General features: G+C 54.5%; 14 protein-coding genes. 5 read left to right on the top strand and 9 right to left on the bottom strand.

Annotated features, from left to right (window positions below; translation table 11 throughout):
- The first annotated feature begins 61 nt into the window (after positions 1-61).
- Both HALA3H3_RS11260 and aguA read left to right on the top strand, forming a co-directional pair.
- Positions 62-1408 carry a Na+/H+ antiporter NhaC family protein gene (locus tag HALA3H3_RS11260; protein WP_022521662.1) on the top strand — a complete coding sequence of 449 codons (1347 nt, stop codon included), beginning with the start codon at positions 62-64 and terminating at the stop codon, positions 1406-1408.
- Positions 1405-2535, top strand: coding sequence for an agmatine deiminase (gene aguA / locus HALA3H3_RS11265; protein WP_022521663.1), 1131 nt, complete (start codon positions 1405-1407; stop codon positions 2533-2535). The genes HALA3H3_RS11260 and aguA overlap by 4 nt, the downstream gene beginning before the upstream one ends.
- 72 nt (positions 2536-2607) lie before the next feature.
- Here aguA and HALA3H3_RS11270 read toward each other — a convergent pair whose 3' ends face one another.
- Complete coding sequence (locus HALA3H3_RS11270) at positions 2608-3726, bottom strand: alkene reductase (RefSeq protein WP_022521664.1); 1119 nt, start codon at positions 3724-3726, stop codon at positions 2608-2610.
- A 116-nt stretch (positions 3727-3842) separates the two neighbouring features.
- Between HALA3H3_RS11270 and HALA3H3_RS11275 the strand changes: the two genes are divergently transcribed.
- A complete protein-coding gene (locus tag HALA3H3_RS11275) occupies positions 3843-4664 on the top strand; it encodes a FadR/GntR family transcriptional regulator (protein WP_022521665.1) in 822 nt (273 codons plus the stop codon).
- A 20-nt stretch (positions 4665-4684) separates the two neighbouring features.
- Here HALA3H3_RS11275 and HALA3H3_RS11280 read toward each other — a convergent pair whose 3' ends face one another.
- The 3 genes from HALA3H3_RS11280 to HALA3H3_RS11290 are packed head-to-tail and all read right to left on the bottom strand — an operon-like array spanning position 4685 to position 8112.
- Positions 4685-5944 carry an allantoate amidohydrolase gene (locus HALA3H3_RS11280; protein ID WP_022521666.1) on the bottom strand — a complete coding sequence of 420 codons (1260 nt, stop codon included), beginning with the start codon at positions 5942-5944 and terminating at the stop codon, positions 4685-4687.
- 53 nt (positions 5945-5997) lie between these two features.
- Positions 5998-6699, bottom strand: coding sequence for a DUF1028 domain-containing protein (locus HALA3H3_RS11285; protein WP_022521667.1), 702 nt, complete (start codon positions 6697-6699; stop codon positions 5998-6000).
- Positions 6700-6717: 18 nt separating this feature from the next.
- The gene (locus HALA3H3_RS11290) at positions 6718-8112 is read right to left on the bottom strand and encodes a YfcC family protein (protein WP_022521668.1); all 1395 of its coding nucleotides are present in this window, start codon (positions 8110-8112) and stop codon (positions 6718-6720) included.
- A 247-nt stretch (positions 8113-8359) separates the two neighbouring features.
- On the opposite strand from HALA3H3_RS11290, the gene HALA3H3_RS11295 reads away from it, so the two are divergent.
- Complete coding sequence (locus HALA3H3_RS11295) at positions 8360-9919, top strand: Fic family protein (protein WP_022521669.1); 1560 nt, start codon at positions 8360-8362, stop codon at positions 9917-9919.
- A gap of 111 nt (positions 9920-10030) precedes the next feature.
- Here the strand turns inward: HALA3H3_RS11295 and HALA3H3_RS11300 are convergent, their stop codons facing one another.
- The 5 genes from HALA3H3_RS11300 to HALA3H3_RS11320 form a co-directional block, all read right to left on the bottom strand.
- Positions 10031-10405 carry a hypothetical protein gene (locus tag HALA3H3_RS11300; RefSeq protein WP_022521670.1) on the bottom strand — a complete coding sequence of 125 codons (375 nt, stop codon included), beginning with the start codon at positions 10403-10405 and terminating at the stop codon, positions 10031-10033.
- 161 nt (positions 10406-10566) lie between these two features.
- Positions 10567-11754 (bottom strand): M24 family metallopeptidase, encoded by a 1188-nt coding sequence (locus tag HALA3H3_RS11305; protein ID WP_022521671.1) that lies wholly within the window; start codon positions 11752-11754, stop codon positions 10567-10569.
- Positions 11755-11823: 69 nt separating this feature from the next.
- Positions 11824-12564, bottom strand: coding sequence for a sulfite exporter TauE/SafE family protein (locus tag HALA3H3_RS11310; RefSeq protein WP_022521672.1), 741 nt, complete (start codon positions 12562-12564; stop codon positions 11824-11826).
- Positions 12565-12575: 11 nt separating this feature from the next.
- A complete protein-coding gene (locus HALA3H3_RS11315) occupies positions 12576-13280 on the bottom strand; it encodes a transglycosylase SLT domain-containing protein (RefSeq protein ID WP_022521673.1) in 705 nt (234 codons plus the stop codon).
- Positions 13281-13375: 95 nt separating this feature from the next.
- Complete coding sequence (locus HALA3H3_RS11320) at positions 13376-14794, bottom strand: aminotransferase-like domain-containing protein (protein WP_022521674.1); 1419 nt, start codon at positions 14792-14794, stop codon at positions 13376-13378.
- A gap of 277 nt (positions 14795-15071) precedes the next feature.
- Here HALA3H3_RS11320 and HALA3H3_RS11325 point away from each other — a divergent pair, with 277 nt between their 5' ends.
- The gene (locus HALA3H3_RS11325) at positions 15072-16487 is read left to right on the top strand and encodes an APC family permease (RefSeq protein WP_022521675.1); all 1416 of its coding nucleotides are present in this window, start codon (positions 15072-15074) and stop codon (positions 16485-16487) included.

Raw genomic sequence — 16487 nt, forward strand, 5'->3', positions numbered from 1 at the left:
AAACGGGCGCTTTAGCGCCCGTTTAAGCATTGATAAAACACAACGATAAAGAGACACAATAATGGATGAATACGGAATTTTAAGTCTCATACCTACGCTGGTGGTCTTGGTGATGGCGATTATTACCAAGCGCACGATCGAGTCGCTGTTGGCTGGGGCGTTAGTAGGTTTATTAATGGTTCAGCCCCTCAATGTCATTACCCAAGGGTCGGATATTCTCTTGTCGGTATTGGGTAATGATACGGTGACGTGGATTATTCTGGTGTGTGGGCTTTTTGGCAGCTTGATTGCCTTGCTGGTAAAAACCGGTGGTGTATTAAGCTTTGGCGATGCCATTACCCGACGAATTCATACTCGCCGACAAAGCTTGTTAGCGACGTGGGGGCTGGGGCTGGTAATTTTTGTCGACGATTATCTCAATGCGCTGACTATTAGCGCTTCCATGAAAAAAGTGACTGACCGCTTTTACATCTCTCGTGAGAAGTTAGCGTATATCGTTGATTCCACCGCAGCGCCGATCTGTATTCTCGTGCCGTTTTCCACCTGGGCAGTGTTCTTTGCCGGTTTGCTGGAAGACAACAATGTCGCTGGTAATGGAATGGGGCTGTACATCGAAGCCATCCCGTTTATGTTTTACGCCTGGATAGCGGCGGCGCTGGTGCCTTTGGTAGCGCTGGGTATTATTCCCAACCTTGGGCCGATGCGAGCGGCCGAAGCGCGTGCCAAAGCTGGCCAGCCGCAGCCTGAGGGCGCTGACGACAGTGCGCTAGAGATAGAAGACACTGGCAAGAAGCGTCCCCACCTGATCAATTTCCTGCTCCCCATAGCCACACTGATTTTCTTTACTTGGTATTTTGAGATTGATGTTTTAAGAGGCGTCATTGTTGCGCTCACCGTTACGCTAGTGCTTATCGCGGCGCAACGACTGTTAAGTTTTAACGATACTTTTGACACTGCCCTGGATGGTTTTAAAGCCATGATTATGCCACTCGGGACACTGGTGGCAGGGTTCGTTCTTAAGGATGTTAACGACTTACTTGGACTGACTGACTTTGTGATTGCCAGTGTACAGCCCCTGATGACGGCAGGCATGCTGCCGGCAGTTATCTTCGTCACCATGGCCTTTCTCGCTTTTGCCACAGGCTCCTTCTGGGGGTTGTTTGCCGTGGCGATGCCTATCGTGTTGCCGCTTGCCAGCAGCATGGAAGCGTATATGCCGCTAGTGGTGGGGGCATTGATCTCGGCGAGTGCCTTTGGAAGCCACGCCTGCTTCTATGGCGATTCGACCGTTCTGTCTGCCCAGGGAGCGGGATGTACGCCAATGGCTCATGCCTTAACGCAACTTCCCTACGTATTGATATCTGCTGCTGTCGCTACGGGATTCTTTATTTTGGCAGGCCACTTATGAAACACACTATTACCTCACCTATGAGCGCTACTACCCCTCTCGAAGGCAGGATGACCCCCGGTGCCTTGGGCTTTTCGATGCCCGCCGAGTTTGCGCCTCATGCAGCCTGTTGGATGCTATGGCCACAGCGCCCAGATACATGGCGTTATGGTGCGAAGCCCGCTCAGCAAGCCTTTGTGGATGTGGCCGTGGCGATTGCTGAAAGCGAGACGGTCTTCGTGGGTGTCAACGATGAGCAGTATGAAAATGCTCGTAACCAGCTGCCTGCGCATATTCGGGTGGTTGAGCTTTCCAGCAATGATGCCTGGATGCGCGATGTAGGGCCCACCTTCATTACCCATCCCGATGGGCGACTCGCCATGGTGGACTGGGAGTTCAATGCCTGGGGCGGGTTGAAGGAGGGACTCTACTTTCCATGGGATAAGGATAAGCGGATTCGTTGTAAAATCAGTGAGATACTTGGTATTGAACGCTTTCAGGCCCCACTCGTGCTGGAAGGAGGAGCCATCCACGTGGACGGTGAAGGTACGCTCATTACCACGGAAGAGTGCTTGCTGAATCCTAACCGGAATCCGGAGATGAGCCGCGCCACTATCGAGCACTGGCTGCAGGCGTATTTAGGTGTCAGTAAGATCATCTGGCTACCGCGTGGCTGCTATCTCGACGAGACCGATGGTCACGTAGACAACCTGTGCTGCTTTATTGCGCCTGGCCAAGTGGCGCTAACGTGGTGTGAGGATGAGCAGGATCCCCAAGGCGCTATTTGCCGGGAAGCCTTGCGTGTGCTGGAAAACGCCAAAGATGCTCAAGGCAGGCGGCTCACTATCCATAAACTGCCTCAGCCAGGCCCACTCTATATTGCCGACGATGAAGCCAGTGGGCTTGACCGCCTCAACAGCTCGCATCCCCGGTTACCTGGGGATCGAATGGCGGGGTCTTACGTCAACTTTTATATTAGTAACTCGGCCATTGTGATGCCCTTGCTGGATCCTCGTTACGATGAACAGGCCAAAGGCATTCTATCCCGGTTATTTCCCACGAAGAGGGTGATCGGCGTTGCGGCAAGGGAAATACTGCTTGGCGGCGGGAACATTCACTGCATAACTCAGCAGCAACCACGCGTATAGCGTTTCGCAGGAAAAACGCCCTGTTCAGCCACAGGCTGAACAGGGCGTGGTGATAAAAATCACTCTTGGTCGTTACTGGATACGGTCATAGCCATTATTCATAAATGGATAGTCGGTGTATCCCTTCTCATCACCGCCATAGAACGTTTCGTGATTCGGCTCGGTGAGTGGTGCGTTAACTCGGAAGCGCTCCGGCAAGTCGGGGTTGGCGATGTAGGGGCGGCCAAAGGCCACGGCATCAGTGGTGTTTTCGCTGATGCGTTTATCGGCGCGCTCGGCGTCGTAGTTGCCGCAGTAGATCAGGCTGCCGCTAAAGCGTTCGCGCATCTGCTCGCGGAAACCATCGGGGAAGGTGATATCGCCACCGGCCCAGTTGGGTTCGTTCAGGTGCAGGTAGGCAAGGCCGCGCTTGGAAAGCTGCTCGGCCATGTAAAATGCCATCGCTTCCGGCTCATCGTCGGTCAAACCAAACAACTCGATAAATGGCGTCATACGGATGCCGACCCGGTCAGCCCCGTAAACGTCAATCACCGCATCAACCACTTCCAGCGGGAAGCGAGCCCGGTTTTCCAGCGATCCGCCATACTGGTCGGTACGCTTGTTGGTGCCCGTCGCCAGGAACTGGTTAAGCAAGTAGGCGTTCGCGGCGTGGACTTCGACCATGTCGAAGCCGGCACGCTTAGCGCGTTCGGCCGCTTGGCGATAGTCGGCAACAATGCCTGGGATCTCGTCGGTTTCCAGCGCACGTGGCGTGCTGGTGGGGTGCTGACCCGCGGTGCCATCTTCAAACTCTACGAAACACTGGGCGCCTTCGCCTTTCAAGGCACTCGGTGCTACCGGCTGTTGGCCGTCAGGTTGAACCATTTCGTGAGAAACTCGCCCAACGTGCCACAGTTGCAGAGCAATACGGCCACCTTTGGCGTGTACTGCGTCAACAACGCCTTTCCAGCCTGTTTCCTGCTCATCCGTCCAAATACCGGGTGTATACACGTAGCCACGGGCAGTGGGAGATATGTTGGTGGCTTCGCTGATGATTAGCCCCGCTCCTGCGCGCTGGCCGTAGTAAGCTTCCTGAATTTCACCCGGTACGCTATCGGGTGTACGCGCCCGTGTCAGCGGTGCCATAACAACCCGGTTAGGAATCGATAGGCTGCCCAGTTGGAGGGGAGTAAACAGTGTTTCGAAAGCCATCAATTAAGCTCCTTTTGAATGCTTCGATGAAATAGTACGCACCAGAATAGACCAGTTTACTAGTTGGTGCCAACCAGATATTTTTAAATGTATTTATGCGCTAGATAACCTTTTATATGGCATCCAAACTCGCGATCTCTCTGGTACTCTTGCTGCTTATTACCAAGGATGTTGTTGATAGCATGTTAAAAAACGCCCCTCAGCGCCGCCCTTATCAGGTGGCGGAAACCATTAAATGCTGGATCGTGGACAGGCACCTAAAGCCGGGTGACCGGCTACCTAGCGAGTCGGAGCTGATGGAGACCCTGAAGGTGTCGAAAGGGACGGTACGTGAGAGCACGCGAGTACTGGAAGCCCAGGGGTTGGTTGAAACTCGGACAGGGCCCGGAGGCGGCGCTTTTGTGCGTGAGATGAGTGAGGCCAAAGCGGTATCGCTATTAAGTAATTACCTGTTTTTCAAAGAGATATCAATCAAGGATATCTATCAGATACGCTTGGCGTTAGAGCCTGAATTAGCTGCTTCGTTAGCGGGGAAAGTGGCTGCCAGCGATATGACACGCTTACGTGAAAGCCTGCATAGTTACGCAGACCCTGCGGACGATAGTGAGGCTGAGCGTCAGCAACACCTTGATTCGCTGCATTTCCATCTGATGCTGGCAGAACTGGCCGGTGGCAATCAACTGCTGACATTTATTATCCGCTTCACCATACAGGTGCTCTCAGATCTGACGATTTATCACCGTCTCTATGAGCCAGTTACCCACGATTTAGGACAGACTGGCTGTCGTTATCATGCAGAAATTTTGGATGCCATTGAGCTTGGCGATGCCGAAAGCGCCTATAACATCATGCGCGAGCATATGCTCGATGCTCAACAAGTGATGAACCAGCAGGAGGCTCAGGTGCGCCGAGGCTTTTTACCTGAGCCACTGGCGTAACGAGCTAAGGGCGTAAAACATTATGGGTGTTTCAGTTGCTGTAAAAATGCCATGATCACTCGCGTCGCGGCTTCGCCGTCTTCGGCGGTAATAGCTTCGTCGGGATGGTGGCTAAGCCCATCTTTACAGCGCACAAACAGCATCCCTATATCGGTCAATGCCTGCATCGCTAAGCCATCATGCCCTGCGCCGCTAAACATTCGCTCTGCCGGTTGGCTAACCTGGGTACACGCCTGTTCGAGGGCGGTCATCATCCAGTCGGCACAGGCCACCGCATCGGCGCTGTAAGTGTTTTCAATGTTAAGTGCCAACCCTCGGCGAGTGGCGACTTCCGTTAAGGCGGCTGTTACGACGTCTCGCCCTTGCTGGCGAATGGTCGCTTTGGGTGAGCGCAGCTCTATCGTGAACGTTACCTGGGCAGGTATAACGTTGACCGCATTGGGGTGGACATCGAGCCTGCCCACCACGCCGACCAACTCATCGGTATTCTGCAGTACGCTATCGATGGCAAGCACCATTTCCGCCGCGCCGACTAGCGCGTCATGACGCATGTTCATCGGCGTAGTACCTGCATGACCGGCCTTGCCGCTTAGCGTGACCTTGTGGCGTTCAATACCCGTTAGCGCCGTGACAATGCCCACCGCATGATCCCGCTGTTCCAGGATTGGCCCTTGTTCAATATGTACTTCTAAAAAACCCAGCGTGTTGGCAGGTTCGCGGGCAGTAGCGGGAATGTCCTCAGGCGTGCAACCGAAGGCTATTAATGCCTCTCGCAGAGAGATTCCCTCGGCATCCTGGGCTTCCAGTTGGTCGGGTGTCACGCTCCCCGCCAGCGCTTTACTGCCGACCAGCGTGGTCGGGAAGCGCACCCCTTCTTCGTCGCCAAATGCGACCACTTCTACCCCGAATGGCAGCGTCACGTCTTCGCGTTTAAGTGCCTCCAAGGCCAATAGCGGTAGGGCCACGCCCAGCATGCCGTCGTATTTGCCGCCTTCTATCACTGAATCTTGATGAGATCCCATAATGAAGGTTTTCTCACCCGCTTGAGCTTTGGGGCAGCGACCCACAAGATTGCCAGCGGCATCCAGTTGGGGAGTAAGCCCCGCTTGTTCCATCCAGCGGCCGATTAACGGCAGTACCTGACGATGTGCCTGGGAGCAGAACAGTCGCGTGACACCGGGGCCTGGCTCAGAGTATTGGGCAGCTTCGTCCAGGCGGTCAATTAATGCCCTCCCCAGCTCGCTTTGGTTAAAAGCAGTGTGAGCAACCGTGTTGGTCATAAACTCTCCAATAGGCGCTGGCACGGGGTGCCAGCAACAGAATAGGCGTTCTTTTAGCGCAGCGGCAGCTGGCGCCAAAAGGCTTGAAAGTCACTGGCCATAAATCGGTCGGCTAACGCCCGCAAAGTACCCACGACGTCTTCCGACCAGTCGACGCGCAAATCGATGGGGGCTTGCTGAAACGACTCGATACGCAGTGCGGCCGAGCGTACACCGCGTTTATCGCCACCCGCTGATAGAGCAGCATCAAGAGCATCAATCAGATGCGTAACCAGATGTTGGTCGTGATGAATAGGGAAGTGGGGCGATTCGTCGCGTTTAATGACAGCGCTGCTATTAGTGGCGCTAAGGCGTAAAAATTGCTCTGCAAAAATCCGCACGACTTCGGCGCTCTGCAGCATGTTGCCAACGGCAGCGACGCAGGGAAAGCAGGTCTCCGCTACTTCAGGCACATTCTCTTCACCTGAATGTACTGAGGCGCGGCCCTGAGAATCCATCACCAAGCATTGGCGCAACCCTGAGTCGTTGTCCTCGCTTACGGCGACTCTAAGCGCCTGCCGGGCGCTGGCGCCCGCGGCAAGTGCTTCGTATATCCGAGCTGGGTACCACGGGTTGGTAAAGCGCCCTTGGGTGGCGCATGCCCCAATGCCACGCCAGCAGTGATGTACATAGCCTCCCACCGCCACTCCGCCTGTAGCGGTGATGGTAGCGACGGTGCCCGTGTCAGGATTGCAATGAACAAGTGAAAGCGTCATCGCGGTTTCCTATGTTGTTCAGTAACCCACGAGATGGCCAATCACCAACCCTACCCAGGCTAATACATACACCAACGCCATAAAGGGCATAATCGCCTTCAACCACTGGGCGTATGAGACGCGACCCAACGCCAGCATGGCGAGTGTGCCGCCAGATGTGGGAACAATCAGGTTCGTTAAGCCGTCGCCGACTTGGAATGCAGTGATCATCAGTTGACGGCTCATACCCACAAGATCCGCCACTGGAATCAGAATGGGCATTGTCACCAGTGCCTGACCAGAACCGGAAGGGATAAAGAGGTTGATAATACCCTGCACCACACTGGCCATAATCGCGGAAAATATTGACGGAATGCCGTCGATCATGGCGCTCAGCGAGTTAACGATGGTGTCAATAATCACTGCTTGCTCAAGGATGACCTGAATAGAGGCCGCCACCCCGATCACCAGCGCGCCTGCGGTTACGCTGGCAGCACCCTCCATCATCTGTTTAACAATGCCGTTCGCCGATAGGCCGTTTAAGGCGCCAATGATGATCGCCAGCAGCAGGAACGTGCCTGCAATTTCATTGATATACCAACCGCGAGTGAACACGCCAATTAGCATAGCGACTAGTCCACCCACAAACACGACCATAGTAAGAATGTTGCGTTTGGTGAGAGAGTATTCGCTAAGCGGTTTGCTCAGTGCTTCCGCGTTATCCGGCTCTTCAAACTCCATTTTGACGACGCGTTTGCAGATATACAGCGAGAGCAGTGCCAGTGACGAAAGCACCAGCAACGTACGCAGCCAAGCGCCAGAGAAGGTCGGCAGTTCCGCGATCCCTTGCGCAACCCCCACGGTATAGGGATTGATGGGCGAGAGTGCAAAACCGATCCCAATACCACCAACGGCCATAGCGGTACCCACCAAACTGGAGCAGCCAATGGCGCTGGCGATGAGAACCGCAATGGGGACTAATGCAATGTTGTTTTCAAACCCGACGGCGACACCAAAAAAGCCGTATATAAAGGTTCCGACGACGATAATCACGTTACGCCGCTCAACGCCAACACGATTAACCGCTACGCCGATCGCGTTCTCTAACGCGCCAGTCTTTTGCAGAATATGAAACAGACCACCGGCGATAAAGACGATGAATAGATACTGCGAGGCGGAGATAAGCCCTTCAGGAATCGCCACAAAAATATTGAAGAGTGGGATGTTGGCAACGTCTTCCAAGTAGGCAAAGGAGCCCGGCACCACCACCGTTCGGCCATCTTGGGTAACACGTTCAAACTCACCAGCGGGGATAATGAAGGTCAGAAAATAGGTAGCAACCAGAATAATAAAGATTAGCACCATGGGGTCGGGAACCGCCTGATACCACTTTTTACGCGAGCCAGAGGCTGCCGCGGTTTGTTGTTCAGCCATGAGGATACCCTGTCTTGTGATGTGTCTCAGCGTTGACGCTCGTTGGCGCCTTACCTTGAATTTATCATGATAAATAGCAGGGTCAAGCAAGAGCTATTTTTTAGAAGCAGAGCGAGCATCGACAGAACATCTGCCAACCGCCGGACAATTGCATTTACATGCACCGTTCTACATCATGAGGTTAACTTAAACGTTATAAGGCCTTACACGTGCTGTATGACGTCAACCAAACGCTTGAGCAGGCGGCATGACACCTAAACTCCCCATCAACATTGATGACTTGCTCCATCACCGCACGGTGGAAAGCGAACGCATTGAATACAAGGAAGGTTGGAACCCTGAGTCCATCCTGCATACCTTGTGTGCCTTCGCTAATGACTTTCACAATTTGGGTGGTGGTTATGTGCTGGTGGGTGTTGCTGAAAAGAATGGCCAACCGCAGCTACCGCCTGCCGGTTTATTACCGGATCAAATCGATGCTATTCAAAAAGAGCTGTTAAATCTTGGGCACTCAGCGATTGCGCCGCACTATCACCCGTTAACCGCGACTTATGAGATCCAGGGCAAAACAATTTTGGTGCTATGGGCTCCGGGAGGTGAAACACGCCCCTATAAAGCTAAAACCAGCTTGAGCAAGAAGAGTGATTGGGCCTATTACCTGCGCAAACATACCAGCACGGTGAAAGCATCGGGGCGGGATGAGCGCGAGCTGCTAAGTTTGGCGGCAACCGTGCCCTTTGATGATCGCTATCGCCAAACTGCGAATTTAAGCGATCTTTCTCCCTATTTGATGCGTGATTTTTTGCACGACATTAGCAGCGAGTTAGTGGGTGAAGCCCGAGACCTGGATATTGAAACCCTGGGCCGCCGAATGAATGTGGTTGGTGGGCCAAGCGAAATGGCTTTTCCTAAAAATGTAGGGCTTTTGTTCTTTAACGAGCAACCCGAGCAGTTTTTCCCCGCGACTCAGATAGATGTGGTGTATTTTCCAGATGGTGCCGGTGGCGACCATTTTGAAGAGAAGGTATTTCAGGGGCCACTGGGGCGTATCACCCGCGATGCATTAGACTACATTAATCGCAACTATCTGAAAGAGGGCGTAACAAAACACGCTGATCGCCCACAGGCCGAGCGTTTCTGGAACTTTCCGCTGGCAGCCATTGAAGAAGCCGTGGTGAATGCTGTTTATCACCGCTCTTATGAAATTCGTGAGCCCATAGAAGTTCGTATTGATGGTCAGGAGCTTGTGGTGCTTAGCTTCCCAGGGCCAGATCGCTCTATTCGCTTGCAAGACCTGCAGGCAGGCAAAGCAGTCAGCCGCCGCTATCGCAACCGGCGTATCGGCGAGTTTCTGAAAGAGCTGGATTTAACCGAAGGCCGTTCAACGGGCGTGCCAAAAATTCTTCGGGTCATGAAGGCGAACGGTTCTCCAGAGCCGGTGTTCGAAACTAACGATGAACGCAGTTACTTTTTGATTCGCTTACCCGTTCATAAAGGTTTTTTGGTAGATGAGGACATAGCCTCTGTAGCAACTATGCAAGTAACCGAACAAGTAACCGAACAAGTAACCGAACAAGTAATGCGGTTATTGCAAGCTCTGCTTGAAGAGCCAATGAGCACTAAAGCACTTCTTGAGGCGTTATCACTCACGCATCGCCCCACGTTTTTACAAAATTATTTACAACCGGCATTGGCACTGACATTGATTGAAATGACGCAACCTGACTCGCCGCGTAGTCCAACCCAAAAATATCGATTAACAAACCTAGGTAAGCAAGTGCTTGCCACCAAGAATACGCATCAATAAACCGCCCTTATCACTTCCAAGGTCTAGAGCTTTTCTATTGCCTGCTATCTTGACACCGGGAGCATGCTGGCAATCGCCAATAGATAATTCTTCTAGCCCCCTTAATCTAGCTCAATTCCACTTCGCCCAAGGCCAACGCCGTTTGGTGGGAGTGTCGATCTGCTGCAGTGCGCTTGAAAGCGGCAACATAATGGCACCCAACTGGCGATAGCAGACCGCGCTGCTGAGCACCCCGGGGCACTGTTTGAGTAGCAGCTCGCACTGTTGCGAGGCGATATAGAGCTGTTCGGTGACGGCTGGGGCAAACAGCGGCTTGGACTGTTGGCAGCAGCGAGTGAGCTCCCGCGACAGCATGGAAAGCATGCTGGTATCCATCCAGCAGGGCAGCGGGTCTTCCAGGCGGCCGGCAATAGAGTGCTGCACCGCTTCAAAAGAAGTGCGCAAAAATATGACCGTTTGGCGAAGTTGCCGCTGCTCGCTAGTCATTCCACTGCTCCCTCACGCTGGTTGCTTCCTGTGGGCATAATGTGGGCATAGACCCGACCATCTACTATCTGAAATAAAGAGAGTGTTTCTCATTTGCATCTTTGTTGACGATAGCGCTACTCCATCGACCTGTCAATGCTATGGCTATAAGGCGCAGTAGCTTATGAGCCCGCCTCAAACAGCTGCCAGTCGTTATTGGTCAGTGGTTTTGCTCCATTTTCAGTAACCACCACGGTGTCGCTTATGCCAACGCCCCACTGGCCGGGCACCCGCAGGCAGAGTGGCAGGTGAAACACCATGTTGGTTTCAAAAGCGCGGGCCTGCTCTTTGGCGATAAAGCCGGTGCCCTCCACCCAGCTAGGCGGAAACTGAGCACCCACGGCATAGCCAAAGACACCGGAGAAAAAATACTGGTCACGCTGGGGGGCGAGTAGGGCATCAGCCGCCTGGGCAGCGGTATTAAAGGTATTGCCCGGACGCATGGCGTCGCAGAGCGCTTCAAACAGTGAGCGGCAAAGGTCCCGAGTGGCGGAGAGAGCTGGGTTTGGAGTCCCCGTCACGGCAGTGCGCATCATGGGTGCCGTATAGCGTTGATAGGCGGCGCCGAACTCTAGGAAAACCGGCTCGTTAGGCTGTATGACACGCCGCTTATGATTAACGTGAATCACCCCAATTCGGTGCCCGCTAGTCACAATTGGCTGGAGGCTCATAAACTCGCTGCCGTTTTCAAGCAGCGCTTTGGCGCCCACGGCGGCAATATCGTTATCGGTCATGCCGGGGCGAATACTTTGTACCGCGGTCTCTAACCCGAGAGCGGTGATTCGTGCGCTCTCTTGCAGCATTTCAAGCTCGGCGGGGCTTTTTACGATCCTAATCGCATCGACCACTGTGCCTGCTTCGCTAAAACGCTCACGGCCGATAGTCTGCATCAGCGCATCGATCACTCCAAAACGCAGCCCACTGCTCCAGCCATCAATACCAATTTTCGAGCAAGGAGAAAGCAGGTCTACCAGCGGCGTGGTGATTTCATCCAGATTTTCCCAGCGGTAACCGATGATCTCATCGACCCGAGCGGTAACTACCGCCGCACCGGTTTCAATGGAGGCGACTTGTAGCACTAGCCGCGCTTGGGTGCAGACCAGGCAAGCGTGCACCGAAACTTCAAAGGTGTGGTAGCCGGTGAGGTAGTTAATATCGGCGGGGTCGGTAAGCAGTAGCGCGTCTAATCCATGCTCTGCCATACCCTTGCGCACCTTCTCCAGGCGCACCTGGTATTCGGCAGCGGGAAAAGGTAGCTCACTTTGGGCGAGCGTTTCCGCAAGGGCTGTGCGGTAGTGGTGGTAATCCATAGCGACCTCCATTAATAGGTAAGGTCAGTATAGGCACCTGCTTTAAGCTCGCTTTTATCTGCCTCAACGCTAGCGGGTGAGCAGGAAGATCCCCTGACAAAAGTAGAAGACCCCAATACCGGTCACGATCCAGCGCGTCCAGGTGCGGAAGTTGGCATCGGTGAGACGGTGTAAAATGCGGTTGCCGGTGTGGGTGCCAAAGATCGCAAACGGCGCCGCTAGCAGCACAATGCCCCATTCGCCGGTGCTAAGTGCCATGGCGGCGCCGAGATAGAAGATGATTTTAATACTGTGAGCCACGACCTGAATCATTGCCTTGGTCGCCACGACTTGGCGGCGATCCATGCGTGAGCGTACAAAGAATATATCGATTAGCGGCCCCGAAACCCCTGCCGCTATCGTCAAACCGCCAGAGGCGATGCCGCAGCACAGCGCGTGGCTGGCGCGGTTGGCATCCAGGTGAAACCAGCGCTTGGGCAGCCAAACCAAAATCGGCATTAGGCCAATCAAAATAGAGACGCTGGCGGCATTGGGGCTGTAGTTGAACAGCAGAAGCAGGCCCGCGGCGCTTAGTACACCCAGCGTCATAAAAGCGACGATAGGCCAGACAATATAGCGTCGCGATAGCCATGCTCGCGACCCATTCGCGGTGAGCTGTATAACGCCGTGCACCGCCATCGCCGTGCCCGCGGGAAAGATCAGCAGCAGAAACCATAGCAGTACCAATCCGCCCGCCATACCAAACACCCCGGAGAGCATCGAGGTAAAAAACACCACGCTAACCAGGGCCGCACCCATCCATAGAGACATCGTCAGCTTCCTTAACTACGACAGAATGGCCAGACCTGGTAAAACTTGCGGCATTGGAACTCCGCTTCACAAGCGTTGAGCTGGGCTTGGTAACGGTTAGCGCGAGCAGCTACTTGTCTCCCCGCACTCAATACCTGTGGTTTGCCGCGGTAAGAACCCCGCTGATAGCCGCCTGCGCCTTCGTGATAGGCGTAGTAGAGGTGCTCAGGATTGGTTAGCGATATGCCTGCTTGCTGCTGGGAACGACGGTTGTACCAGCCAATAAAGTCCGTGGCGTGTTTCATATGGGTACGCCGGGCAAACAGGCTGCCTGCTTGATCCTCATACTCCCCCCAAACGGGGTCTTGGGCCTGGGCGTAGCCTTTGGCAGAAGAGGGGCGGGGGCCGGGAATAAAGCCTAGATAGTACTTGCGATCCGGGCGGATATGGCTACGAAATGAAGACTCCTGCTGGATAAACGCCATCTGAGTGGCGATCGGTGTGCCCCACTTCTCCTCTGACTCCTGGGCATAGTCGTACCAGCTTGGCTGCTCGCGGAATATCTCGCAGATATTACTTTGATCCTGGGGCGGGTTGGGTGCAAAGGTGGCGCAGCCGGAAAGCAGGGTTAAAAGGCTCAGCGTTACCCATAGGCGCAGCTTAGTGAAAGGCGCTGGGAAGCAAGACGAGAAATCAGCGCTAAAGTGCTCAGTGATACCATCAACCGGGTGACGCATAGTAAGTCCTTGTGAATAGTCTCTTGTGGATAAGTCCTTGGGGGCCTGTGGGTAAGCATTGGGTAACTGTATTTTATCAATAGCCCTAGCTCGCCCTAGCGTAACAACACCTCTAAACAGCGGCGCAGCCGTTGAGCTTCGCGCACTAACGTTTCACCCGAAAGCATGCCCACCCCCATTACGAGACCAGATCGTGAGTCGCCCTTAGCGCATACCGGGCTCAACGGACGCACGATTAAGTGCTCTTTTAAGAGCGTTTGAGCAATCTGTACGTCATTGATATGCGGTTCAAATTCGACGCATAGACTGATGGCACTGCTCGGTGGCGAAACGCTGCGCACCTGCGGCAGCGAACGTAATTGATCATGCAGCACCTGTTGGCGCCCTAGATAGTCGCGCTGAATGCGCCGACACCAGGCATCCAAATCACCATCAAAAATAAACTGCGCCAGCACGGCTTGATCCAGCATGCGCCCTTCGCGGAATAGTTCACTGCGCAGGCGGTTCATTGGCCCCGCTAAATGACGGGGTACCACTAAATAGCCTAAGCGCAGCCCTGGAAACATCATCTTGGAAAACGAGCCCACCAGCAAGTGGCGCTCCGAGTGCGGGTCAAAGAGCAGATTGGAATGGTCGTCGCGGTTAAACTCGTAATCATCTTCGACAATATACGCGGGCGCTAAGGCATCACATAAGCGCTGTTTATCCACCGCACTGGTAGGCACACTGAGCGGGTAATGGTGCGAGCCGGTCAGGTAGGCCAGCTTTACCGGGCCAGGAGCAGGCGGAAGCATGTGCCCCTGACCTGGCAGCCACGCCACCGGTTCGATTTCCAAACCTGCGGCGGTAAAGACGTTGCGCGCTCCCCAGTAGCAGGGCGACTCTATGGCAACAGTGTCACCCACATCAGCCAGTGCCACGGCGCATAGCTCAATGCCGTTATGGGTACCGTCAGTGATGATGATCTGTTCCGTGTCGCAACTAATATTGCGCCAGCGCGCCAGAAAATCGCGTATCGCGCGCTTTAATGGGCCGTAGCCACCGGTGGAGTAGGAGAGCAGCAGGGCGTTTTGCGGCACCGTCACGCTGGCGTAGAGCTGCCGCCATTTACGCATCGGGAATTGGGCGATATCGGGAATGCCGGGCACGAAGGCACCGCTTTGGATCATGCTCGCACCGGGGCCACTCAGCACCCGCTGGGCGCGAGAGGAGAGCTGTGCATTGCCATGCAGAAGAGGGCTTGGCGTAACGGGGCGGCAGGTCCAGGTGCCTTGGCCGTGGGCGGTTTTAAGCAGTGCCTCCTCGAGTAGCGTATGGATCGCCAGCGCCAGGGTTTGGCGAGCAACGCCAAGGGCATCCGCCAACTGGCGATGGGAGGGCAGACGCAGCCCGGCAGGCCACTGCTGGGTAATGGCTTGTCGCAATGCTTGCTCAATACGCACCTGCTTACTCAACCGTTCCGGTTGGAGTGCATAAAGTTGTACAAGTTGGTGCACGACCTCCTTGCGATCCATTTGAACACCCCTTAATCCCGCTTAACCCGCTAACGGCGGGCACTTAGACGAAAGCCGTATGAAAATAGCGCACCCTTTCGGTGCGTATGAAAAGTGGTCTAGTCGAACGCAAAAGTGGTGCGTTCGCGTTTTCTCTCTCGCCTGCTAGCGTGTGGCCATCCTGTTTGGCGAAACCGTTTAAAACATGCCTATTCAAAGAGAGGCTGTTAAAACAGGATCAGGATACTGCGCCCCTGAGCGCCTACGACAACATCCAATAACTCGCAGGACATTTCAAATGACCACATCCTCATCAGAACATGAAGGGCTCGTCCGGGTATTGGCCCGTGGCGATGTATTAGCGCTGGCCTTCGGTGCCATGATCGGTTGGGGCTGGATTGTCCTCACCGGTACCGCCATTCAATCCGCCGGCAGTTTAGGCGCCATTATAGCGTTTATTATCGGCGGTTTAGCGATTGTCTTGGTTGGCCTTACCTACGCTGAACTTGCCGCTGCGATGCCCAAAGTGGGTGGTGAGCACGTCTACAGCTACCGCGCCTTGGGCCACTTACCTTCTTTCTTGTGCACCTGGGCGATTATTCTAGGCTACCTAAGCGTGGTGGCCTTTGAAGCGGTAGCACTTCCCACGGTGATTGAGCACCTGGCGCCCAACTATGCCGTCGGTCATCTGTGGACGATTGCCGGGTGGGAAGTTAAAGCCACCTGGGTAGCGGTAGGTGTAGGCGGCTCGTTGGTCATGATGATCATCAATTACTTCGGTGTGACCACCGCGGCCCTGCTGCAAAAGGTAGTGACTGGGTTAATTCTGCTGGTGGGGGTCATGTTTGTCACCGGTTCGCTGTTTGAAGGCGAAACCATCAACATGATGCCGCTCTTCACCCAGGCCGACACCGGCGTGTTCGCAGGCATTGTAGCGGTGCTGGTCATGGTGCCGTTTCTGTTTGTGGGTTTTGACGTTATCCCCCAGGCCGCTGAGGAGATCAACCTGCCCTATAAGGCCATCGGCAAAGTGCTGATGATGTCGGTGATTCTGGCGGTGGTGTGGTATGCGCTGATTATTCTGGCGACCAGCCTGGCGCTCAACAGCACTGAACTGGCGGCCAGTTCACTGAGTGTGCCGGACGCCATGGGAAGCCTGTTTAACGCCGCGTGGGCCAGCAACTTAATGGTCATGGCGGGTATTGCAGGCATCATTACTAGCTGGAACGCCTTCTATATTGGCGGTTCCCGGGCGATCTATGCCCTCGCTAAAGCAGGCATGCTACCTGCGCCGTTTGCCAAGCTGCACCCTCGCTACAGAACCCCTACCAATGCCATCTTTATGATGGGCTTTCTCTCCTGTTTGGCGCCCTTCTTTGGCCGCCCAGCGTTGGTGTGGATCGTTAATGCGGGTGGCTTGGGCATTGTGTTGGCCTACCTGTTTGTGGCCATCTCCTTTGTGGTGCTACGGGTGCGCGAGCCGGATATGCCCCGCCCATTCAAGGTGAGTAACGGCAAGCTGTGCGGCACCCTCGCTATCATCCTTTCTTTCGGTATGGCGTGCCTCTACCTGCCCGGTAGCCCGGCGGCACTGAGCGTTGCGGAGTGGACTATCTTTGCTGGCTGGGCGGTGCTGGGCATCGTGCTTTATGTGCATGCGCTGCGCACCTACGGGCGTGACTACAGCGATCGCCATATGCAAGTGGATCTGTAA

Source organism: Halomonas sp. A3H3 (assembly GCF_000982975.1).
GTDB lineage: Bacteria > Pseudomonadota > Gammaproteobacteria > Pseudomonadales > Halomonadaceae > Vreelandella > Vreelandella titanicae.